Annotated in this window: 21 protein-coding genes; 4 read left to right on the top strand and 17 right to left on the bottom strand. The window is 56.5% G+C overall.

Annotated elements, in window-relative coordinates; translation table 11 throughout:
• Positions 1-230 precede the first annotated feature (230 nt).
• From gntU to AC22LX_RS18130, 5 genes are all read right to left on the bottom strand, one after another.
• Positions 231-1571 (bottom strand): gluconate transporter, encoded by a 1341-nt coding sequence (gene gntU / locus AC22LX_RS18150; protein WP_015369340.1) that lies wholly within the window; start codon positions 1569-1571, stop codon positions 231-233.
• On the bottom strand, positions 1571-2101 hold the full coding sequence (gene gntK, locus AC22LX_RS18145) for a gluconokinase (RefSeq protein WP_015369339.1): 531 nt from the start codon (positions 2099-2101) through the stop codon (positions 1571-1573). Before gntK ends, gntU begins: the two co-directional genes overlap by 1 nt.
• A gap of 193 nt (positions 2102-2294) precedes the next feature.
• Positions 2295-3290: a gluconate operon transcriptional repressor GntR gene (gene gntR, locus AC22LX_RS18140; RefSeq protein WP_015369338.1), complete on the bottom strand. Its 996-nt coding sequence runs from the start codon at positions 3288-3290 to the stop codon at positions 2295-2297.
• 294 nt (positions 3291-3584) lie between these two features.
• Entirely contained in the window at positions 3585-4280 is a 696-nt protein-coding gene (locus AC22LX_RS18135) for a pirin family protein (RefSeq protein WP_045394827.1), read from the bottom strand.
• 121 nt (positions 4281-4401) lie between these two features.
• Positions 4402-5439: an oxidoreductase gene (locus AC22LX_RS18130; RefSeq protein ID WP_045394887.1), complete on the bottom strand. Its 1038-nt coding sequence runs from the start codon at positions 5437-5439 to the stop codon at positions 4402-4404.
• 265 nt (positions 5440-5704) lie between these two features.
• Between AC22LX_RS18130 and AC22LX_RS18125 the strand changes: the two genes are divergently transcribed.
• Both AC22LX_RS18125 and yhhY read left to right on the top strand, forming a co-directional pair.
• A complete protein-coding gene (locus AC22LX_RS18125; protein ID WP_063415107.1) occupies positions 5705-6352 on the top strand; it encodes a bactofilin family protein in 648 nt (215 codons plus the stop codon).
• A 227-nt stretch (positions 6353-6579) separates the two neighbouring features.
• Positions 6580-7068 carry an N-acetyltransferase gene (yhhY, locus tag AC22LX_RS18120; protein WP_045394825.1) on the top strand — a complete coding sequence of 163 codons (489 nt, stop codon included), beginning with the start codon at positions 6580-6582 and terminating at the stop codon, positions 7066-7068.
• An 86-nt stretch (positions 7069-7154) separates the two neighbouring features.
• On the opposite strand, the gene ggt is transcribed toward yhhY, so the two are convergent.
• On the bottom strand, positions 7155-8900 hold the full coding sequence (gene ggt, locus AC22LX_RS18115) for a gamma-glutamyltransferase (RefSeq protein ID WP_487334127.1): 1746 nt from the start codon (positions 8898-8900) through the stop codon (positions 7155-7157).
• Between the two features lie 123 nt (positions 8901-9023).
• On the opposite strand from ggt, the gene AC22LX_RS18110 reads away from it, so the two are divergent.
• Positions 9024-9344 (top strand): DUF2756 family protein, encoded by a 321-nt coding sequence (locus AC22LX_RS18110; RefSeq protein ID WP_045375783.1) that lies wholly within the window; start codon positions 9024-9026, stop codon positions 9342-9344.
• Positions 9345-9367: 23 nt separating this feature from the next.
• Here the strand turns inward: AC22LX_RS18110 and ugpQ are convergent, their stop codons facing one another.
• The 10 genes from ugpQ to livK all read right to left on the bottom strand — a co-directional run bounded on the left by ugpQ (position 9368) and on the right by livK (position 19459).
• Positions 9368-10108, bottom strand: coding sequence for a glycerophosphodiester phosphodiesterase (gene ugpQ, locus AC22LX_RS18105; protein WP_020077771.1), 741 nt, complete (start codon positions 10106-10108; stop codon positions 9368-9370).
• Entirely contained in the window at positions 10105-11175 is a 1071-nt protein-coding gene (locus tag AC22LX_RS18100) for a sn-glycerol-3-phosphate import ATP-binding protein UgpC (RefSeq protein WP_032709316.1), read from the bottom strand. The genes ugpQ and AC22LX_RS18100 overlap by 4 nt, the downstream gene beginning before the upstream one ends.
• Before the next feature lies 1 nt (position 11176).
• Entirely contained in the window at positions 11177-12022 is an 846-nt protein-coding gene (ugpE, locus tag AC22LX_RS18095; RefSeq protein WP_015369329.1) for a sn-glycerol-3-phosphate ABC transporter permease UgpE, read from the bottom strand.
• On the bottom strand, positions 12019-12906 hold the full coding sequence (ugpA, locus tag AC22LX_RS18090; RefSeq protein WP_015369328.1) for a sn-glycerol-3-phosphate ABC transporter permease UgpA: 888 nt from the start codon (positions 12904-12906) through the stop codon (positions 12019-12021). The genes ugpE and ugpA overlap by 4 nt, the downstream gene beginning before the upstream one ends.
• A 106-nt stretch (positions 12907-13012) precedes the next feature.
• A complete protein-coding gene (gene ugpB, locus AC22LX_RS18085; RefSeq protein ID WP_045394824.1) occupies positions 13013-14329 on the bottom strand; it encodes a sn-glycerol-3-phosphate ABC transporter substrate-binding protein UgpB in 1317 nt (438 codons plus the stop codon).
• Between the two features lie 271 nt (positions 14330-14600).
• On the bottom strand, positions 14601-15314 hold the full coding sequence (gene livF, locus AC22LX_RS18080) for a high-affinity branched-chain amino acid ABC transporter ATP-binding protein LivF (protein ID WP_086538103.1): 714 nt from the start codon (positions 15312-15314) through the stop codon (positions 14601-14603).
• A 17-nt stretch (positions 15315-15331) separates the two neighbouring features.
• The gene (gene livG / locus AC22LX_RS18075) at positions 15332-16099 is read right to left on the bottom strand and encodes a high-affinity branched-chain amino acid ABC transporter ATP-binding protein LivG (protein ID WP_015369325.1); all 768 of its coding nucleotides are present in this window, start codon (positions 16097-16099) and stop codon (positions 15332-15334) included.
• The gene (livM, locus tag AC22LX_RS18070) at positions 16096-17373 is read right to left on the bottom strand and encodes a branched chain amino acid ABC transporter permease LivM (protein WP_015369324.1); all 1278 of its coding nucleotides are present in this window, start codon (positions 17371-17373) and stop codon (positions 16096-16098) included. Before livM ends, livG begins: the two co-directional genes overlap by 4 nt.
• Positions 17370-18296 carry a high-affinity branched-chain amino acid ABC transporter permease LivH gene (livH, locus tag AC22LX_RS18065; RefSeq protein WP_047047924.1) on the bottom strand — a complete coding sequence of 309 codons (927 nt, stop codon included), beginning with the start codon at positions 18294-18296 and terminating at the stop codon, positions 17370-17372. Before livH ends, livM begins: the two co-directional genes overlap by 4 nt.
• 53 nt (positions 18297-18349) lie before the next feature.
• Complete coding sequence (gene livK / locus AC22LX_RS18060) at positions 18350-19459, bottom strand: high-affinity branched-chain amino acid ABC transporter substrate-binding protein LivK (RefSeq protein ID WP_487334126.1); 1110 nt, start codon at positions 19457-19459, stop codon at positions 18350-18352.
• Positions 19460-19881: 422 nt separating this feature from the next.
• Here livK and panM point away from each other — a divergent pair, with 422 nt between their 5' ends.
• Positions 19882-20265, top strand: coding sequence for an aspartate 1-decarboxylase autocleavage activator PanM (gene panM / locus AC22LX_RS18055; RefSeq protein ID WP_045394817.1), 384 nt, complete (start codon positions 19882-19884; stop codon positions 20263-20265).
• A 395-nt stretch (positions 20266-20660) separates the two neighbouring features.
• On the opposite strand, the gene livJ is transcribed toward panM, so the two are convergent.
• Complete coding sequence (gene livJ / locus AC22LX_RS18050) at positions 20661-21764, bottom strand: branched chain amino acid ABC transporter substrate-binding protein LivJ (RefSeq protein ID WP_015369319.1); 1104 nt, start codon at positions 21762-21764, stop codon at positions 20661-20663.
• Between the last annotated feature and the right edge of the window lie 10 nt (positions 21765-21774).

Raw genomic sequence — 21774 nt, 5'->3', positions numbered from 1 at the left:
GGATTCAGCGCGAAAAATATCGCTTTCACGCTTGCGAAAAAAAACGGACAAAGCCTTGCGCCGCAAGGCCTGACGAGCAATACGATCATTGTCGTAGAGCTGATATTTACGGCAAAAGGAAGTGGAAAAGAGGGGAAAAAAGCGTGTTACCGAAGAGAATCCAGGGTAAGCGGTATTACCCTGGTTTTTCCCCCGGATACCGTGGTGGTGTCCGGGGAAATTATTTTTACTTAGCTCAGCAGCTGGAAAGCAATCATCCCGACAATGGCGCCGGTGGTGCCAAGGATGGTTTCCATCATCGTCCAGGTTTTCAGCGTCTGCGCTTCGCTGGCGCCGGTGAACTTACCGAACAGCCAGAAGCCGGCATCGTTGACGTGACTTACCACAATCGAACCACCCGCGATACAGATGGAGAGAGCCGCCATTTGCGCGCCGCTGTAGTTCAGTTGCTCAATGACCGGCATCACCAGGCCGACCGCCGTCAGGCACGCCACGGTCGCGGAGCCCTGAATAATACGCACGGCAGCCGCCAGCACGAAGCAGGTAATCGCAATCGGCAGACCCAGGCCAGTCAGCGCTTCGCCGAGCGCCGGGCCGACGCCGGAGTCCACCAGCACCTGCTTGAAGACGCCGCCTGCGCCAATCACCAGCAGAATAATCCCCGCCGGCTGCAGCGCCGCGCCGCAGATCTCCATCACGCGATCTTTCGCCATCCCCTGACGTACCGCCAGGCCGTAAATCGCTACCAGGCAGGCAACCAGAATCGCGGTGAATGGGTGGCCGATAAACTCGAACCATTCATAGGCGGTGGATCCCACCGGCACAAAGCGCGCGGCGATGGTTTTCAGGCCGACCAGCACCAGCGGCAGCAGGATCAGCGAGAGGCTAAAGCCGAAGGACGGCATTTTACCTTCGCCGAGATGCGGTTCGCTGATATCGTCAGGAATATGCAGCTCAACGTAGCGGCTGATGAAGTTACCCCATAGCGGACCGGCGATAATCATCCCCGGAATAGCGGCGCAGAGGCCAATCAGGATCATCCAGCCGAAATCGGCGTGCATCTGCGAAGCCAGCAGCATCGGCGCAGGCCCCGGCAGCAGGAATGCCGCGGCGGCGGCTACGCCGGCGAACAGCGGGATCACCAGCTTCACAAGGTTAGTGCCGGTATGGCGCGCCATGGAAAACGCGACGCTAATCAGCAGCACGATCGCCACTTCAAAGAACAACGGCAGCGCGCAGATAAGACCGGCAAGACCAATCGCATAGTGCGCGCGGTTATGGCCGAAGGACTTCAGCATTTTCACCGCAATCTGGTCGACCGCGCCGGTTTCATGCAAAATTTTACCGAACATCGCGCCCAGCGCGACGACTATCGCCAGGAAGCCCAGCGTGCCGCCCATCCCTTTTTCCATCGTCGCCGCGATTTTATCCAGCGGCATACCGGAAAAGAGACCTGCGCCAATAGAAACCACCATCAAAGCCACGAAGGCGTGCATACGCGCCTTCATGACTAAAAACAGCAGCAGCAATACCGAGCCGACTGCTGTTAAAACAAGCGTTAAAGTACTCACTAGTTACTGCCTTTGTTAATCACCTCAATGGTGCTGGCGACCACGCCTTCCAGTGACTGGTCGATATCGACGATAAGCACATCGCTTTCGTCAGCGCCTGGTTCCTGCAGTGTTTCAAACTGCGTCACCAACATTTGGGTTTTGAAGAAGTGCCCTTTACGCGCCTTCAGACGGCTTTCAATCACGTCGAAGTCGCCTTTCAGGTAGATAAAGGAGAGGTTCGGGTTGCCTTTGCGCAGAATGTCGCGGTAGCTTTTTTTCAGCGCCGAGCAGACGATCAGCGAAACTTTGTTGGTACGCTGCATGGCAAATGCCGCGTCATTCAACGCCTGCAGCCACGGGGTACGGTCATCGTCGTTCAGCGGCTCGCCGGAAGCCATCTTGGTGATGTTGCTGCGCGGATGCAGAAAATCGCCATCGAGAAACGCGGCTTTCAGTTGATGCGCCACTTCGCTGGCGACGGCGGATTTACCACTGCCGGAAACGCCCATCAGGACATAGACGTGGTGATCATGGTTAGTCGTGCTCAAAGCGTCCTCCCACTGGACTGGTACGCCGCGCCGGGGCTGACTGATACAGCGCGAAAGCGGCGTACTGGTTAATGATTACGGGCGAGTGTTACGGGTAACTGTTATCGGTAACATTGTCATGCCGGACCCTGGGAGAAGCAATAACCATTCGTGCCAGATGTGAATATGTGTGATCTACTTCAAACTTGTCGGTTTAAATAGATCCACCCGGTGACAATGTGAAACCTAAATCTAACATCTTAGGGGTAATCGTCTCACCACGGATGCGCGCCAGCAGACGCTCGGCGCCGATGCGGCCCATGCGCTCGCGCGGGGTCAGTACGCTGGCGAGACGCGGCTCCATCACCTGACCGATATCGTGACCGTGGAAACCGGCTATCGCCATGTCGTCCGGGATTTTCAGCCCCAGACGCTGGCACTCGAACGCCGCGCCGACCGCGAGGTCATCGTTGGTACAGAAGATACCGTCGAGCTGCGGATATTCGCGGCGCGCCTGACGCATCAGCTCAATCCCCGACGAGTAAGAAGAAGATTGCTCCACCATCACGCTGTAGGGCGTCATGCCGGCATCGAGCATCGCCTGCTCGTACCCCTTCTGTTTGATGATAGTACGTTCATCAAGACGCGCGCCGAGATAAGCAACGTGGCGGTGGCCGCGGGCGATAATCGCCGCCGTCATCTGCCGCGCCGCTTCGAAGTTATCGAAACCGACGGCAATGTCGAGGCACGGCGACTGGCTGTCCATCAGCTCAACCACCGGGATGCCGGCGACTTCGATCATTTTCAGCGTGCGCGGCGTGTGGGTACGTTCGGTGAGGATCAGGCCGTCAATATTCCAGGAGAGCATCGATTCGAGACGCTTCTCTTCCATCTCCGGCTTATAGCCGTAGTGCGCCAGCATGGTTTGATAACCGAAGGCGTCGGTGACGCTTTCGATGCCGCGCAGCACTTCCGAGAAGACCTGGTTGGTTAACGATGGCAGCAGCACGCCGATGGCGCGGCTGGTGGCGTTGGAGAGAATATCAGGAGCACGATTGGGAATATAACCCAGCTCATCGAGTGCAACGGCAATCTTGCCACGCAGGGCCTCAGAAACCTGTTCCGGGTTACGTAAATAGCGACTGACCGTCATTTTGGTCACGCCGACAAGATCGGCTACATCCTGAAGTACGGGTCTTTTCTTTTTCATCGTCCTGACTGTGATCGGCTGGGAAACATTTTCTCAGTTTATCACGGACAAAGCGCAACCTTCCCGGAGAAAAAAGGGCCAAAAGATTTATTTAGAGTTAATACGCAAAATCATTCAAGTTGCATTGAGGCGGCAACGCACGACAAATTCGCAGTAACGAATTTGAACAGCCAAAGGCTGCCTTCGGTGAGGGACTGGGATGTCCCTCATTTAATCCCCGGAAGCGTACAAAGGGTACGCGACCGGGGTGAGTGAGGAGAGCCAACAAAAATGCGGCTTGAAGGATGACGCGTATCAAACCGGCGGCAGATCGAACAGCAATATTTCGCTATCGCTGTCGGCGTGAACCGAAATCGCCTGCTCGTCCCAAATCGCCAGACCATCGCTGGTGGTGGCTTTGGTGCCGTTAATCGTCACTTCGCCTTTCACTACCTGGATCCACACGCGACGTTCCGCGGCAATCTGGTGAACCGACTGCTCATCTTTCAGCAGCGCCCAGCGATACAGCTCCATATCCTGGTACACTTTCAGCGAACCCTCGCGCGCATCTGGCGACAGCACCAGCTGTTTGCCCTGCGCGGCATCAAAGCGGCGCTGCTCGTAGCGCGGCGTAATGCCGGTTTCTTCTGGAATAATCCAGATCTGATACAAACGCAGGCGGTCGGTGCTGCTCGGGTTGTACTCAGAGTGACGCACGCCGGTACCCGCGCTCATGATCTGGAACTCGCCGGCCGGAACCTGCTCTTTGTTACCCATGCTGTCCTGGTGCTCAACCGCCCCTTCCAGCACATAAGTCAGGATTTCCATGTCTTTGTGCGGATGGGTGCCAAACCCCTGGCCGGCGTCGATTACGTCATCGTTAATCACGCGCAGCGCGGAGAAACCCATAAAGTTCGGGTCGTAGTAGTTGGCGAAAGAGAAAGTATGCCAGGAATCCAGCCAGCCATGGTTAGCGTGGCCACGTTCGTTAGCTTTGCGTAAGTAGATCATGTTGCACCCCCGTATGTTTTCGATGGAGTAAGTGTGGACCCATTCCGCCGGCGATCATAGAGGGTGAAAATTGACTCCTCTGTTCAAAAAATATGAACAAGCGTCGAGGAGCCAGCGTTTCTTATTTCGCGAGGGTAATGGTGGCCGGAGAAGGCTGTTCAAAGCCGCGCTGCAGAATCTCCATATTGGTGAGAACTTCAGATTCCTTGACGTAATTCGGCTGGCCGTTAACGAGGGTGTCATACAGCGCGTCATACACTCGTCCGTAGTCGCCGGTTTCCAGCGGCACCTCTTCACGTACCGCCACGCCCGCCTCGTTGATGTAAACCAGTTGCCCCACGCTGTCATCGGCGCCGAACCCCGCATCGCCCGGCATAATGTTGGCCTTCAGGCTGGTCTCCTGCTGGTCAATACCGTATTTCACAAACGAGCCTTTATGCCCATGAACGATAAATTTCGGGTAGTCAATCTGCACCAGGTGGCTGGTTTTGACGATCGCTTTCAGGTCGCCATAAAACAGTTGAGCTTCAAACGTGTCATCGGGATTGGCTTTATTACGTAGTGAGCGCAGATCGTAGGCAACATGATCCGGGCGACCAAACAGCGAAATGATCTGATCCATGGTATGTACGCCGAGACCGTAGAAATCGCCACTTTGCGGTCCCCCCTGGATGGTTTCCGCCACCGGTCGGTAGTTATCAAAATGACTTTCAATTTCCACCAGTTCGCCGAGCTTCCCGCTTTCAATCACCTTTTTGGTGGTCAGGAAACAGGAATCGAAGCGGCGGTTCTGGTAAGGCGTCACCGTCAACCCTTTGCTTTTCGCCAGCGCGAACAGGGTCTTCGCCTCTGCAAGCGTCGGGGTGAAGGGTTTTTCAACCAGTACGTTTTTCCCGGCTTCCAGCGCCCGCTTCGCGTATTCGAAGTGGCTATCAGCATGGGTGCAGACCACTACCAGCTTGACCTGCGGGTCATTCAGCACTTCATCGAGGTCGCTGGTGAAGTGGATATGGGAATACGCCGGCGCCTGTTCTTCCGGCCTGGCGCTGCGGCGATAAATATGCGCGACGTGCCAGCTGTCTTTGCGATGCAGGACGTAAGGAAGATGGTAGCGGGTCGTGCTTTTACCAAAGCCAATAAATGCGCAGTGCAGAATCATAACGCTGTCCTTAGTTGATGTGCTGCCTTTAACCATAGCGCAAGCAGGCGGCTCACTTCATCCTCCTTTTCCTCTGAGCAGGAAAATTCACCGGCAAAATATTTCGGTTATCACTCATACGTAATTTTTAATAAGAGATTGATTAATAAGTCATTAAAACGCTATTTTTCAACAGAAAGTCTTGATTCCAATGACGAAACTGCGGATAAGTGAAGGGCAAAACCAGGACGTTGCTAAAGACTAACGGAGTAGCCAGCCGCTGCTGATGGAAAAAAAGTATCTCGCCATAAACTGCGCCATTTTTTTCTGGCTTCTCGCCCTGATCGCCTGGTTTAGCGATGAGACCGCGCTGGCGCGCCTGGCGGCCGCCTGTACCCTCTTCGCTTTCCTTACTCATACCCAACGGGAAAAAATTAACGCTATGTTTATGAAGAAAAATAAAACCGAAGCGCAGGCTGCTGAAGTCGCTGCGCCAACCGTGGCGGCAGCAGAACCGGAAACGGCGAGCGTCAAAAAACAGGAAACCACCGTGATCGCCAGCGGGGTGCATTTTGTCGGCAATATCGTCGCCTGCGGTCATGTCTATATCCATGGCCAGGTCACCGGCAACATTGAGGCCAAAGAACATCTGATTAAGGTGATGCGCGAGGGTCACGTGGAGGGCAATATCAGCTGCCGGGAGCTGATCGTCGACGGCAAGGTACACGGCCAGTGCCGTGGCGATAGCATCGCTATTGAGGAACATGGCAACCTCGACGGCACCCTTGCCTATCGCACGCTGGCGATTAAAAAGGGAGGCCTGTTTACCGGCAGCGCGGAGGTATTGGCCACCGCGGAGAGCAAAAATAAAAACAATATCGTCGGCCTGATCGCAGAAGAAGCGGTGAAATCCGCCAAATCGCAACACGCCTGAATTGACGCAAAAAAAAAGCCAGCACCCGGCTGGCTAAAGTAATACTGGAAGCAATGTGAGCAATGTCGTGCTTTCAGGCTTTCCGCACGGGTCCCCCTGAATGCAGGACAATAATAATCATTCTCATTCGCACTTGTCTACATTTTTTTTGCAAATAATGCGTGTTGACTCAAACGCCGTAGTCAGTGATGTTTAATGGGACTTTTCACCTGAATGAGGAACAAGGAATGAGTGACATCGTGATACGCCATGCTGAACCGAAAGATGTTGACGCGATTCGTCAAATTCACGCCCAGCCGGAGGTGTATCACAACACGCTACAGGTTCCTCATCCATCCGAGCATATGTGGCGGGAGCGGCTAACCGATACTCCCGGCGTGAAGCAGCTGGTGGCCTGTATCGATGGGCAAGTCGTCGGCCATTTAAGCATTGCCGTCGTCCAACGCCCCCGCCGTAGCCACGTCGCCGATTTTGGTATCAGCGTAGATTCGCGTTGGCATAACCGAGGCGTCGCCAGCGCCCTGATGCGCACCATGATTGATATGTGCGACAACTGGCTGCGGGTCGATCGCATCGAACTCACCGTCTTTGCCGATAACGCCCCGGCGGTCGCGGTGTATAAGAAGTACGGCTTTGAGATCGAAGGCACCGCCAAGGGTTACGCATTGCGCAACGGCGAGTATGTGGATGCGTATTATATGGCGAGAATGAAGTAGCGTGTTGCCGGGTGGCGGCTTCGCCTTACCCGGCCTACGTTCGCACAATTGTAGGCCCGGTAAGCGCAGCGCCACTGGGCAACACCTTAATACCCCGCGGTCAAATCACCGGGCGAACGCGGATCGGAAGCGCCATACAGCGTACCATCCGGCCCTACCATAATGCTCTGGGTACTACCCATCGCCTCTTTCAGCGCGACTTTCTGCCCTTTCGCTTCCAGCAATTTCACGGTATCCGGGCTAAAACCTTTCTCCACCCGCAGCTCGTCCGGCAGCCACTGGTGGTGGAAGCGCGGCGCGTTGGTGGCTTCCGCGACGTTCATCCCGAAATCAATGGTGTTGACCACCATTTGCAGCACGGTGGTAATAATACGGCTACCGCCCGGGCTACCGGTCACCAGCCAGGTTTTCCCGTCTTTCACCACAATCGTCGGCGACATCGACGACAGAGGGCGCTTTTTCGGCCCTACCGCATTGGCGTCGCCGCCAACTAAACCATAAACGTTAGGCACGCCGGGCTTCGCCGAGAAATCATCCATCTGGTTGTTGAGTATAATTCCGGAGTCGCCGGCCACGATGCCGGTGCCAAAGGTGGTATTCAACGTATAGGTGACCGCCACCGCATTGCCGTCTTTATCGACCACCGAGAAGTGGGTGGTCTGGTTGCTTTCATACGGCGCCAGCTTGCCTGGACGGATCTGGCTGGAAGGCTTCGCCTTGTTTACGTCAATCTCGGCGGCTATCGCTTTGGCGTAAGCCTTGCTGGTCAACGCCTGCCACGGCACTTTGACGAAGTCAGGATCGCCGAGATATTCAGAACGGTCGGCGTAGGCGTGTTTCTCCGCTTCCGCCATTACCTGCATGGCGTCGGCGCTGCCAAAGCCATATTTCTGCATATCGAAGTTTTCGAGGATATTGAGGATCTGCACGATGTGGATCCCGCCGGAGGACGGCGGCGGCATGGAGTAGACCTCATAGCCGCGATATTCACCGCTAATCGGCGTACGCTCCACGGCCTTGTAGTTGGCGAGGTCGGCTTTGGTGATAAGCCCGCCGTGTTTTTTCATCTCGCCGGCAATCTGGTCGGCGATAGCCCCTTTATAGAAAGCGTCCGGGCCGTGCTCGGCAATCAGCTCCAGGCTTTTCCCCAGATTCTTTTGCACCAGCCGGTCGCCTTTTTTCAGCGGCTCGCCGTTCTTCCAGAAGATCGCTTTGCTGTTTTCATGCTGCGGGATCACTTCGCTGCCGTAGGTTTTTAAATCGTCAGCCAGCGCATCATTAACGATAAACCCCTCTTCCGCCAGCTTAATTGCCGGGCGGATCACTTTGTTTAGCGACATGGTGCCGTATTTTTCCAGCGCGAGTGAGAAACCCGCGACGCTGCCTGGCGTGCCGGAAGCGAGATGCGAAGTCAGCGATTTTTTACTGTCAGGATTGCCATGTTCATCAAGGAACATATCGCGGGTGGCCTGTTCCGGGGCCATCTCGCGGAAATCGATCGCCGTGGTTTTACCGTCTTTAGTACGCAGCATCATAAACCCGCCGCCGCCGATATTACCGGCCTGCGGATGCGTGACCGCCAGCGCGTAGCCGACAGCCACCGCTGCATCGACGGCGTTGCCGCCCTGACGCAGAATATCTACGCCGACGCGGGTCGCCAGCGCATCCACCGAGGCCACCATCCCCTGCTGGGCGCGCACCGGGTGAAACACATCTTCCTCAACGCCATACGAGACCGGCGGCGGGGGCGGCGGATTGGCGGCGACGGTAAAGCTGCCCCCCGCCAGTAACGCTGCGATGACCACCTGACGCCATATTGTTGTTTTTATCATTGTCTTACTCCTGAAAGGTAGGTTTTATATCCCGGCTTAAGCCTGGTTGATAACTCCTAAAAAATCATTGTTATGGCGAATTCGAGGTACACTAAATGATCCCACGCACGGGAGGAGAAAACAATGAAAGCGATTTTATTCCTGGCGGCGCTGATGCCGCTCGGCGTTTTAGCACAGCCGATCAACATCGATAACAACCCTAACCAGCCGGGTTATGTGGTGCCCAGCCAGCAGCGTATGCAAAATGAGATGAAGGTGCAGCAACAGCAGCAGCAAAGCATGTTGAAGCAGAATCTGAACAACCAGACCCGCACGCAGCAGCAGCATTTGCAAAATCAGCTGCAGACCAATCAGCAGCGCGCGGCGCAGGGCGGCAATCTCAATTCGCAGCCGCAGGTACTGCCGAACAACAACGGCGGAATGCTGCGGCAGACTAACCCGTAAAGATCGTCCGCCGCAAATCAGTCTTAAGGCTGGAAATTCGGCCCGATGACGTCAATAGCATCGGTGCAGATGCAATCTACGCCCCAGCGCAGCAGCTCGGCGGCGCGCTGGGGTTTATTGACCGTATACACCAGAATATGCAGGCCGGCCTGTTTCAGGCTCGCCACCCGCGCCGCATCCAGCAGCTTGTGATTGAGATGAATTGAGACGCAGCCCAGCCGGGCGGTCAATTCGCGCCAGTCATCGCGCCACTCATCCAGAAGCAGCCCGCGCGGCAGCTCGGGCGCGGCTTCCTGCGCCGCTTCCAGCGCATCAATTTCAAAGGATGAGAGCAGCGGCGCGGTCATATCGGCCCACAGATCGCGCGCGGCCAGCGCCACCACTTTTCCGGTCTGCGGCCCCTGCCCGGTAGTCGGCTTAATTTCGATATTCGCCATCATGCCGTGACGGCGGCAGCGCTCCGCCACCTGGGAGAGCAGCGGCAGCGGTTCGCCCTTAAACTCGCGGCTGTACCAGCTGCCGGCATCGACCTTCAGCAGATCGTCCCACGCCAGCTCGCCCGCCACGCCCCAGCCATTGCTCGTGCGTTCGAGATTATCGTCATGCAGCAGAAAGATCTGCCCGTCCTTCGACAGCTTGGCGTCAAATTCAATCATCGTGTGCCCGTAGCGGGCGCCGACGTCGATAGCCGCCAGGGTGTTCTCCGGCGCCAGTTTACCGCCGCCGCGATGGGCGACGATGCGGGGATAAGGCCAGTTACTCATGCGCGTTGTCCTGTTTCACCATCAAAGAGGTGCAGATGTTCCAATGGCAGATGCAGCCATAGCGTACTGCCGCCCGCCGGGCGCTGCTGATGCGGCAATCTGACCACCAGCTTCTGCTCGCCCCAGCGCCCGTGAGCGAGGTTATCGGCACCTAAAATTTCCAGCGTATCCATCAGCAGCGGGATGCCGCCTTGCGCCTGCGAGCTTAAAATAAAGTGCTCCGGGCGAATACCGAGAGTCATTTTACGCCCGGCGTGGCGCCGATGCTCGTGATTCATCGGCAGCTGTATGCCGCCTTCCAGCTCAAAGCGGCCGCCGTCATCGCTCACCCGCCCCTCCAGTAGATTCATGGCCGGGCTGCCGATAAAGCTCGCCACAAAGCGGCTGGCTGGCTTTTCATACACCTCAACCGGCGTGCCGATCTGCTCGGCAATGCCTTTATTCATCACCATCACCCGCTGGGCGAGGGTCATCGCTTCGACCTGATCGTGGGTGACATACAGCGAAGTCGTTTTCAGGCGCCGATGCAGCTGCTGCAGTTCCAGACGCATCTGCACGCGCAGCTTGGCGTCGAGGTTTGACAACGGTTCGTCGAACAGGAAAACCGCCGGGTCACGCACGATAGCGCGGCCCATCGCCACGCGCTGGCGCTGACCGCCGGACAGTTCCCGCGGGCGGCGCTTGAGCAGGCCATCCAGCTCAAGAATACGCGCCGCCTCCTGCACGCGCTCGGCGATCAATCCCTTACCCATGCCGCGAATCTTCAGCCCCCACGCCATGTTCTCTTCCACGCTCATATGCGGATAAAGCGCATAGTTCTGGAACACCATCGCGATGCCGCGATCTTTCGGCTCCATCTCGGTCACCCGTTTACGGTCAATCCAGATATCGCCGCTGGTCACCCGTTCAAGTCCGGCGACCATCCGCAGCAGCGTTGATTTCCCGCAGCCTGACGGGCCGACCATAACGATAAACTCCCCGTCCGCCACGTCCAGCGTCAGCGGTTGAATCACCTGGGTTTTGCCATCCCAGCTTTTGCTTACTGCCTGTAGTTTTAAACCAGCCATTTTATTTCTCACTATCGACCAGGCCGCGCACAAACGCGCGCTGCATGGCTAAAACGATGACGACCGGCGGGATCAGGGTCAGCAGCATCGCCGCCATCACCTGATTCCACTGGGTAGTACCTTCGCCGGTGGCGATCATGCCTTTAATACCGGCGACGGCGGTGCCAAGATTCACATCCTGAATAATCAGCAACGGCCACAGATACTGGTTCCAGCCGTAGATAAAGGTGATAACGAACAGCGCGGCGAGGTTGGTTTTCGACAGCGGCAGCACGATGTCGCGGAAGAAGCGCATCGGCGAAGCGCCATCGATACGCGCCGCTTCAATCAGCTCGTCCGGCAGGGTCATAAAGAACTGGCGGAACAAGAAGGTGGCGGTAGCCGAAGCCATTAACGGCAGCGTTAACCCGGCATAACTGTCGAGCATTTTGAGGTTGGCGATCACTTCCACCGTCGGGAAAATACGCACCTCGACCGGCAGCATCAGGGTGATAAAGATCATCCAGAAGAACAGGTTACGCAGCGGAAAGCGGAACCACACGATGGCGAACGCCGAAAGCATCGACACCACGATTTTGCCGACCGTAATGGCGAACGCCATGATGAAGCTGTTGAGCATCATCAGCCAGAACGGCGCGCTGTTGACGCCGACGCCGTTCACCCAGATGGTCTTCATGTTCTCCAGCAGATGCCCGCCGGGGATCAGCGTCATCGGCGTTTCAAATACCGATTTGTTATCCAGCGTCGCCGCCACGAAGGCGACGTACAGCGGGAATAAAATGACGGCAATGCCCAGAATCAGCATGGTGTGGCTGAAAATCGTCAGCCCGCGACGGTTCTCAATCATTGGTAACGCACCTTACTTTCAACGTAACGGAACTGCACCACCGTCAGGATAATGACGAGGAACATCAGCACCACCGACTGCGCGGCGGAAGCGGAAAGATCGAGCCCGGCGAAACCTTCGCGATAAATTTTGTAGATTAGGGTGGTGGTCGCCTGCACCGGGCCGCCGGCGGTGGCGGCATCGATCACCGGGAAGGTATCGAAGAAGGCGTAAACCAGGTTGACCACCAGCAGGAAGAAGCTCACCGGCGCAATCAGCGGCAGCGCCAGCTTGAAGAAGCGGCGAATCGGCCCGGCGCCGTCGATGGCGGCGGCCTCAACCAGCGAACGCGGGATCGACTGCAGCGCGGCGAAGAAGAACAGGAAGTTGTAGCTTATCTGCTTCCAGACCGAGGCGAAGACCACCAGGAACATCGCCTGGCCGCTGTTTTGCGCGTGGTTCCAGTCGTAACCCAATTCGCCAAGAAAATGCGTGATCAGCCCGCGTCCGGGATTGAAGAGGAAGATCCACAGCACCGCCGCGACAGCGGGGGCCACGGCATACGGCAGCAGCATCAGCGTTTGATAAAAGCGGCTGCCGCGCACCACATAGTCGACCAGCGCGGCAAAAAACAGCGAAATAAGCAGGCCGCTGACGGTTACCAGGGTGCTGAATTTTATGGTCGTCCAGAACGAGTCCAGATAGTACGGGTCGTGGAACAGCGTGACGAAGTTATCCAGGCCGACAAACTGGCTGGAAAGGCCAAACGGATCGACGCTCTGCAGCGAGTACCACAGCGCTTCGCCCGCGGGCCAGATAAAGAAAATCAGCGTGATAATCAGCTGCGGCGCGACCAGCACATAGGGCAGCCAGCGCGAGCGGAATACCGGACGGGATGATGACATTGAGATTTGGTTCCTGAACAATGCCGGGTGGCGGCTACGCCTTACCCGGCCTACATAGGGCACATCGTAGGCCCGGTAAGCGCAGCGCCACCGGGCAAGTTACAGATTACGATTTGGTGGCTTGCTCGAAACGGCGCAGCAGTTGATTCCCGCGCTGAACGGCGGAGTCCAGCGCCTGTTGCGGGGTTTTCTTGCCGGTCCACACGCTCTCCAGCTCTTCATCGACGATGGTGCGAATTTGCGGCATGTTGCCCAGGCGCAGGCCTTTGGTGAACGGCAACGGCGGCTTATTCAGCATCTGGCGGGTGGCGATATCAGCGCCCGGGTTCTTATCATAGAAGCCCTGCTGGCGCGTCAGATCGTAGGCCGCGGTGGTAATCGGCAGATAGCCGGTTTTCTGGTGCCACTCGGCGGCGTTTTCCGGTTTGGTCAGGAAGTCGAGGAACTTCGCCACGCCGGTGTAGGTCTCTTTGTCCTTGCCCTGCATCACCCACAGGCTGGCCCCGCCGATAATGGCGTTCTGCGGCGCGCCTTTAACATCGGCGTCGTAAGGCATCATGCCGACGCCGTAGTTGAATTTCGCGTACTGACGAATATCCGCCAGCGAGCCGGATGACGCGGTAGTGATCGCGCAGTCGCCGTTATAGAACTTCTCGGTGGATTCATCCTTACGCCCGAAATAGCTGAAATCGCCCTTCTTGTTCATCTCTTCGAGCAGGGCGATATGTTTCACCTGCTCCGGCTTGTTGAACTCAAGCACCGCGTCGGTGCCGTCAAAACCGTTATTTTTCGTGGCGACCGGCAGGCCGTGCCAGGCGCTGAAGTTTTCAATCTGGATCCAGCCCTGCCAGCCGCTGGCGTAGCCGCACTTCATCCCGGACGCTTTCAGCTTCGCGGTGTAGGCCGCCAGATCCTGCCAGGTTTTCGGCGGCTGCTCAGGGTCTAAGCCCGCTTTCTTGAAGGCGTCTTTGTTGTAGTACAGCACCGGCGTGGAGCTGTTAAACGGCTGGGAGAGCAGATGACCGGTTTTTGAATCGGTGTAATAACCGGACACCGTCGGCACGAACTGCGATTCATCGAACTTAATACCCGCATCGCTAAAGACCTGGTATACCGGCTTAATGGCTTTTGACGCCATCATGGTGGCGGTACCAACTTCATACACCTGCAGAATCGCCGGCGCGTTGCCGGTACGGAAGGCAGCGATACCGGCGCTCAGGCTCTGTTCGTAGTTGCCTTTGTACACCGGAACAATTTTGTAATCAGGATTGGCCGCGTTGAAACGTTGCGCCAGAGAATCAACTTCTTTACCCAGCTCCCCTTCCATTGAATGCCAGAAAGGGATGGTGGTTACTGCCAGTGCCTGACCAGCAAATGCCAGGCTCAGCGCCAGTCCTAAAGCTGTATGTCGTAACGATATCATCGGTTATCTCTCTTGTTGTTCCGGATGCGCGATTTCACGCGTTTTATGTTCGCGGGGTAACATGACATGTTCGAATTACAGAAAAATAACTTTTTTATTACAAAAAAAAGATAGTAACGGGTCAGAGAGATGACAAGCCGATGAAAGGATGGGGGAAGTAAAGTGGGAGCTGAGACACGGATAATATTTGTGCGATCGGCTCCCGGGGTCGGCGCAAGCGCCTCGCCCGGGCTACAAACCGGCGAAGCGAACGACGCCGGGTTACGATAAACTAACCGCCGAGATAGGCGCTGCGCACCGCCTCGTTGGCTAACAGCGCATCGCCGGTATCCTCAAGCACCACGTGACCGTTTTCAAGTACGTAGCCGCGATCGGCCAGCTTCAGCGCCTGGTTGGCGTTCTGCTCAACCAGGAAGATAGTCATCCCCTGTTCACGCAGCTGCTCGATGGTGTCGAAAATCTGCTGAATGATAATCGGCGCCAGCCCTAATGAAGGCTCATCAAGCAGCAGCAGGCGCGGCTGGCTCATCAGAGCGCGACCGATCGCCAGCATCTGCTGCTCGCCGCCGGACATGGTGCCGGCGCGCTGAATACGGCGTTCATGCAGACGCGGGAACAACTCATACACCCATTTGATGCGGGTATGAAACTGGTCGCGGTCGGCAAAAAAACCGCCCATCGCCAGGTTCTCTTCCACCGTCATGCGCGAAAAGACGCGTCGCCCTTCCGGCACGATCGCCACCGCTTCACGCATGATTTTCGCCGTCTGCCAGTCGGTAATATCCTTACCGTCAAAGACAATGCGCCCGCTGGAGGCCCGCGGATCGCCGCACAGCGTGCCGAGCAGGGTAGTTTTCCCCGCGCCGTTAGCGCCGATAAGCGTGACGATCTCACCCTGTTTGATATGCAGGCTGACGTTGTGCAGCGCCTGAATCTTGCCGTAGTGGGCGCTGACATTGTCAAAAGTTAACATCGCTTTTTCCATCTTATGCGTCACCACCATTATGCTTCACCTAAATAGGCGCGGATCACGTCCGGGTTATTACGAATCTCTTCCGGCGTCCCGTTGGCCAGCGGCGTCCCCTGATTCACGACGTAGATGCGATCGGAAATGCCCATCACCAGCTTCATATCATGTTCGATAAGCAGGATGGTGGTGTTGTGATGGCTACGCAGCTCGGCGATAAGCTCATCCAGCTCTTTGGTCTCTTTCGGGTTAAGCCCCGCCGCCGGTTCATCAAGCATCAGGATCTCCGGCTGCGTCACCATACAGCGGGCGATCTCCAGCCGGCGCTGGTCGCCGTAGGCCAGGTTACTGGCCTGACGGTTGGCATGCTCCAGCAGGCCGATACGCTCAAGCCAGGTGGCGGCCCGATCCAGGGCTTCGCTCTGCGCGCGACGGAAGGCTGGCGTTTTCAGCAGGCCGGAGAAGACGCCGGTTTTCAGCTGTTGATGCTGCGCCACCAGTAGGTTTTCAATCACCGTCATTTCGCGGAACAGACGCACGTGCTGGAAGGTTCGCACCACCCCCATCCGCGCAATCTGCTGGCCCGGTAACCCTTCCAGGTGCTGGTCGCGCAGCATAATGGTGCCGCCGGTAGGTTTATAGAAACCGGTCAGACAGTTAAAAACGGTGGTCTTACCCGCGCCGTTCGGGCCGATTAAGGAAACGATTTCCTGCGGACGTAGCTCAAGAGAGACGTTATTGACCGCCAGCAGGCCGCCAAAACGCATCATCAGGCCGTTCACGGATAATATTGGCTGACTCATGCCTGCTCTCCTTTCGCCTGACCGTTTTTCAGCTTCAGCTGCGGGCGCGTCATCGGCAGCAGCCCCTGCGGACGCCAGATCATCATCAGCACCATCAACCCACCGAGCATTAACATGCTGTATTCGTTGAAATCACGCATCAGCTCGCGCGATACCACCAGCAGAATAGCCGCCAGGATCACCGCAAACTGCGAGCCCATCCCACCCAGCACGACGATCGCCAGCACAAAGGCCGACTCGGCGAAGGTAAAGGACTCCGGGCTCACGAAGCCCTGGCGCGCGGCGAACAGCGTGCCGGCGAAGCCGGCAAACGCGGCGCTGATAGTAAAGGCGGTCAGCTTGATGCGCGTCGGGCTCAGGCCCAGAGAACGGCAGGCGATTTCATCTTCACGCAGCGCTTCCCATGCCCGCCCAAGCGGCATCCGCAGCAGACGGTTAATAACGAACAGGCTGAGCACCACCAGCAACAACGCCACCAGATAGAGGAAAATCACCCGGTCGCTGGGATCGTACTTCAGGCCGAAGAAGTTGCTGAAGGTATCCCAGCCGCCTTCGCGGGCGGTACGGCTAAATTCAAGACCAAAGAAGGTCGGTTTCGGGATCTGGCTGATACCGTTCGGCCCGCCGGTGATCTCGGTATTGTTGAGCAGCAGAATGCGCACGATCTCGCCGAAGCCTAAGGTCACAATCGCCAGGTAGTCGCCGCGCAGACGCAGCACCGGGAAGCCAAGCAGGAAGCCAGCCGCCGCGGAGACCAGGCCGGCCAGCGGCAGGCAGGTCCAGAAACCGAGACCGTAATAGTGGTTAAGCAGCGCAAAGGTATAGGCGCCGATGGCGTAAAACCCGCCGTAGCCCAATACCAGCAGACCGGAAAGCCCAACCACCACGTTCAACCCGAGACCAAGGATGATATAAATCATCGTCAGAGTCGCGATATCCACCGTGCCGCGCGACACCATAAACGGCCAGGCCACGGCAATCACCAGCAGGGCTATCAGGAACAGCTTCTGCTTGACCGTCGACCCGTCAATCGCCGGCATAATAAATTTCGGCCCGGAGACGTTCTTAACCGCTTTCTGGAACAGCGGGCGCAGCAGCTGGAAGAAAAAGACCACCGCGGTGCCGATGAAGATCCACTGCCAACGAATATCGGCGGCGGTGTCGACCACCAGTTTGGTGCCATTCAGCTCCAGCTGCACGCCCATAAAGACGCCCGCCAGAACAAAGAACATCGCGGCGGAAAGCAGCGCCATCGCAATTTGCATCGGTTTCATACTTTTTCTACCTCCGGGCGGCCCAGAATGCCGGTCGGCATCACTAACAGCACCAGAATCAGCAGCGCGAAGGAGACGACGTCCTTATATTCGGTGCTGAGATAGGCAGAAGAGAGCGCCTCGGCGATACCCAGAATCAGGCCGCCGATCATCGCGCCAGGGATACTACCGATACCGCCGAGCACAGCCGCGGTAAAGGCCTTCATCCCGGCCATAAAGCCGATGTAGGGATTAATAACGCCGTAGAACTGCCCCAGCAGGACGCCAGCGACCGCCGCCATCGCCGCGCCAATGACGAAGGTCAGCGCAATAACGCGGTCGGTATTGATGCCCAGCAGGCTCGCCATTTTAAGATCTTCCGCACAGGCGCGACAGGCGCGGCCCATTCGCGAATAGCGAATAAACAGCGTCAGCGCCAGCATGGCAATAAAGGTGACCACCCAGATCACCAGCTGCATGGTAGTGATAGTGGCGGAGAAATTATCGCTGTGGCCGACAATCCACTGGCCGTTAAAGAGACTCGGCAGCGCGACATCGCGCGAACCTTCGGTCAGGCTGACGAAGTTCTGCAGGAATATCGACATCCCGATGGCGGAAATCAGCGCGATCAGGCGCTTGGAGCTACGTACCGGACGATAGGCCACGCGTTCGATACTCCAGCCGTAGGCGCTGGCGATAATGATAGCGCCAACAAAGCCTGCGGCGACCAGCAGCCAGCCGGTATCGATACCCAGCATCATCAGGGCGGCGATAATCATGAACGAGACGTAGCTGCCGATCATGTAGACCTCGCCGTGGGCGAAGTTAATCATGCCGATAATGCCGTACACCATCGTATAGCCGATGGCGATCAGCGCATAGGTACTGCCCAGCGTGACGCCGTTAAACATCTGCTGCAGAAAATAGAGAAACTGCTCGGACATAAGGTAACCTTTTTCATGCCGCCCGCGCGGTGCGGGCGGTGGGATAACGCGTCTTACTTAGCGACGGTGGATGAACCATCCGCGTGCCACTGGAAGACACCAAATTCAAATCCCTTCAGATCGCCTTTTTCATCCCAATTCAGCGGCCCAATCACGGTCTTCGCGCCGTGAGCTTTCAAATCTTTAATTAAATCCAGCGGCTGCTGGCTGCCGGTTCTGTCCATCGCCTGCGCCAGCGACTGAACGGCGGCATAGGTGATCCAGACGTACGGGCCGCTCGGATCTTTTTTATCCGATTTCAGCGCATCAACAATAGCGCTGTTGGCCGGATCCTGGTCATAGCGTTTTGGCATCGTCACCAGCATACCTTCCGCCGCCGCGCCGGCGATGTTGGACAGCGAGGCGTTACCGACGCCTTCCGGCCCCATAAACTGCGTTTTCAGGCCGACGGAGCGCGCCTGGCGCAGCATCTGCCCCATTTCCGGGTAGTAGCCGCCGTAGTAGACGAAGTCGATGTTCTCTTTCTTCAGGCGCGCCAGCAGCGCGGAGAAGTCTTTCTCACCGGCGGTGATGCCATCAAAGAAGACGATATTGGCGCCGGCTTTCTTCAGGTTGTCCTGCACGGAACGCGCCAGCCCTTCGCCGTACTGCTGCTTGTCATGAATAATCGCAATACGCTGCGGCTTCACGTGTTCGAGGATATATTTCGCGGCGGTCGGCCCCTGGGAAGAGTCAAGCCCGGCGGTCCGCATGATGTACTGGTAGCCACGCTGGGTCAGCTCAGGGTTGGTCGCCCCCGGGGAGATCATCAGGATACCTTCGTCTTCATAGATATCCGAAGCCGGCTGGGTAGAAGAGGAACACAGGTGACCAATAACGTACTGAATGCCGTCATTGACGATTTTGTTAGCGACCGCGACCGCCTGTTTCGGGTCGCAGGCGTCGTCATACTCAACGCCAACCAGTTTGTCGCCTTTAATGCCGCCGCTGGCGTTAATGTCTTTAATCGCCTGGCGCGCGCCGTTGAATTCCATATCGCCCCACTGGGCAACCGGGCCAGACATCGCGCCGACGACGGCGACTTTAATATCCTTTGCCATCGCCGCGTGGGAAATCGCTAATGCAACGACTCCCGCGACGATCGTTTTCGCGTTCCTTTTCATGCTTCAGAACCCCGTTCGTGATGTGGTGTAAATGTTTTGTATTTTTATGGTTAAAAAGCATTCTGTGCTTTTATTAAACAACGCCATTTTTACCATGAAGTTTAATGGTTTAGCGCAGTTTTTTACCTGAATTATGATTAAAATCTCTATTTTTCAGGTGATTAAGAAAAGATAATATTCTGGTTTAAGGCGAAGATAAACAAAAAAAAGTCCAGTTCACAGCATAAAATAACGGCATATAAGGCGGAATAAAACGCTACATATCAGGTTAAAATTCTGCTTATTTTTCGATCCATAATGTATTGCGCTACCCCCACGCAACCAGGAAAACGAATCCCCTAATGAATGAGTGCAAAACAGCGCCCCGCCAAACAAGAAATTTGAGTACACTGTCGCATCTGTTTTGACTGGAACTGCCGCGTATGAAGCTCACCATTATCCGTTTACAGCACTTCAGCGATCAGGATCGCATTGATTTAGGCAAAATCTGGCCGTCGCAGGATCCTGCGGCGCTGATGCTGGATGAAAACCATCGTATTTACGCCGCCCGCTTTAACGAACGTCTGCTCGGCGCCGTACGCGTTACCCTGCGCGGCGTCGAAGGCGAGCTCAGCGATCTGTGCGTGCGTGAAGTCACCCGCCGCCGCGGCGTGGGGCAATATTTAGTGGAAGAGACGTTAAGCGATAACCCGAATATCAATAGCTGGCGCGTTGCCGATAGGGGGGTGGAAGACCGCGGCGTGATGGCGGCATTTATGCAGGCGCTCGGTTTCAGCGCCCAGCAGAATGGTTGGGAAAAGCATTAGGCCGTAGCCCTAATAAACGCAGCGTGACCAAGGAAGAACCCGGCGGCGCTTCGCTTAGCCGGGCTACCTGCAAATTGTAGCCCCGGTAAGCGCAGCGCAACCGGGGTCAGACAACGCATCTACGGCGTGAAAGGCTCCTCCACATTTAACCCAGCATTTCGCGTCGCAGCAAGGCGTCAAGACCCGAAATCCCCGGGAGCTTACATCAGTAAGTGACCGGGGTTGAGGGCCGCAGACAATGCATCTGCGGCGTGAAAGGCTCCCCCACATTTAACCCAGCATTTCGCGTTGCAGCAAGGCGTCAAGACCCGAAATCCCCGGGAGCTTACATCAGTAAGTGACCGGGGTTGAGGGCCGCAGACAACGCATCTGCGGCGTGAAAGGCGCCGGTTAAATTATTTGGCGTCGGTCGCTGTACCGTTAGCATGCCAGGTAAACACGCCGAACTCGAACCCTTTCAGGTCGCCTTTCTCATCCCACGACAGCGGCCCCATAACGGTATCCACCTTCGCCCCTTTCAGGTATTTCGCGATTTCCGCCGGATCTTCAGACTGATTTAACCCCGCCTGCAGCGACTGCAGTGCCGCATAGGTGGTCCACACGAAGGCGCCGCTCGGATCCTGTTTCTTCGCTTTGATAGCATCCACAATCGGTTTGTTCGCCGGAACCTGATCGTAGTTTTTCGGTTTGGTGACCAGCAGGCCTTCTGCCGACTCGCCGGCGATATTAGACAGGGAAACGTTAGCCACGCCTTCCGGACCCATAAACTGGGTTTTCAGGCCGGCAGCCCGTGCCTGGCGCAGGATCTGCCCCATTTCCGGGTGATAACCGCCGTAGTAGACGAAGTCGATATTTTCTTTCTTAAGGCGCGCCACCAGGGTAGAGAAATCTTTCTCACCGGCGGTGATTCCGTCAAAGAACACCACGTTGGCGCCGCCTTTCTTCAGGTTTTCCTGAACCGAGCGCGCCAGCCCTTCGCCATATTGCTGTTTGTCATGAACGACGGCAATGCGCTGCGGCTTCACCGTGCCGAGAATATATTTCGCCGCCGTCGGCCCCTGATCGGAATCGAGACCGGTGGTGCGCAGAATCAGCTTATAGCCGCGCGCCGTCAGTTCCGGCGCGGTTGCCGCCGGGGTAATCATCAGGATGCCTTCATCTTCATAGATGTCAGACGCCGGCTGAGTGGATGAGGAACACAGGTGACCGATAACGTATTTAATGCCGTCATTCACCACTTTGTTCGCAACCGCCACCGCTTGTTTCGGGTCGCAGGCATCGTCATATTTTACGATCTGCAATTTATTGCCTTTGATACCGCCCTTGGCGTTGATATCAGCTACCGCCTGCTCCGCGCCGGTAAATTCCTGGTCGCCATACTGGGCAACCGGGCCGGACATCGCTCCCACGACGGCAATTTTAATGTCTTCCGCCAGCGCGGAACCGCTCATAATTAAAGCAATACATCCTGCCAGTAACGCTTTACCCTTCATATTCATCCTGAGGCTC

Source organism: Klebsiella sp. PK01 (assembly GCF_057624675.1).
Note: the sequence above shows the minus strand (reverse complement) of the source record. Positions and strands in the feature narration are given on the sequence as shown.

Bases quoted from the DNA above. Each gene is read 5' to 3' on its own strand.
- AC22LX_RS18100 (WP_032709316.1), bottom strand. From the start codon at position 11,175: ATGGCTGGTTTAAAACTACAGGCAGTAAGCAAAAGCTGGGATGGCAAA.
- ugpQ (WP_020077771.1), bottom strand. From the start codon at position 10,108: ATGAGTAACTGGCCTTATCCCCGCATCGTCGCCCATCGCGGCGGCGGT.
- AC22LX_RS18125 (WP_063415107.1), top strand. From the start codon at position 5,705: ATGGAAAAAAAGTATCTCGCCATAAACTGCGCCATTTTTTTCTGGCTT.
- ugpB (WP_045394824.1), bottom strand. From the start codon at position 14,329: ATGATATCGTTACGACATACAGCTTTAGGACTGGCGCTGAGCCTGGCA.
- panM (WP_045394817.1), top strand. From the start codon at position 19,882: ATGAAGCTCACCATTATCCGTTTACAGCACTTCAGCGATCAGGATCGC.
- livM (WP_015369324.1), bottom strand. From the start codon at position 17,373: ATGAAACCGATGCAAATTGCGATGGCGCTGCTTTCCGCCGCGATGTTC.
- AC22LX_RS18110 (WP_045375783.1), top strand. From the start codon at position 9,024: ATGAAAGCGATTTTATTCCTGGCGGCGCTGATGCCGCTCGGCGTTTTA.
- AC22LX_RS18135 (WP_045394827.1), bottom strand. From the start codon at position 4,280: ATGATCTACTTACGCAAAGCTAACGAACGTGGCCACGCTAACCATGGC.
- livJ (WP_015369319.1), bottom strand. From the start codon at position 21,764: ATGAATATGAAGGGTAAAGCGTTACTGGCAGGATGTATTGCTTTAATT.
- ugpE (WP_015369329.1), bottom strand. From the start codon at position 12,022: ATGATTGAGAACCGTCGCGGGCTGACGATTTTCAGCCACACCATGCTG.
- gntR (WP_015369338.1), bottom strand. From the start codon at position 3,290: ATGAAAAAGAAAAGACCCGTACTTCAGGATGTAGCCGATCTTGTCGGC.
- yhhY (WP_045394825.1), top strand. From the start codon at position 6,580: ATGAGTGACATCGTGATACGCCATGCTGAACCGAAAGATGTTGACGCG.
- ugpA (WP_015369328.1), bottom strand. From the start codon at position 12,906: ATGTCATCATCCCGTCCGGTATTCCGCTCGCGCTGGCTGCCCTATGTG.
- AC22LX_RS18130 (WP_045394887.1), bottom strand. From the start codon at position 5,439: ATGATTCTGCACTGCGCATTTATTGGCTTTGGTAAAAGCACGACCCGC.
- ggt (WP_487334127.1), bottom strand. From the start codon at position 8,900: ATGATAAAAACAACAATATGGCGTCAGGTGGTCATCGCAGCGTTACTG.
- livH (WP_047047924.1), bottom strand. From the start codon at position 18,296: ATGTCCGAGCAGTTTCTCTATTTTCTGCAGCAGATGTTTAACGGCGTC.
- livF (WP_086538103.1), bottom strand. From the start codon at position 15,314: ATGGAAAAAGCGATGTTAACTTTTGACAATGTCAGCGCCCACTACGGC.
- livK (WP_487334126.1), bottom strand. From the start codon at position 19,459: ATGAAAAGGAACGCGAAAACGATCGTCGCGGGAGTCGTTGCATTAGCG.
- livG (WP_015369325.1), bottom strand. From the start codon at position 16,099: ATGAGTCAGCCAATATTATCCGTGAACGGCCTGATGATGCGTTTTGGC.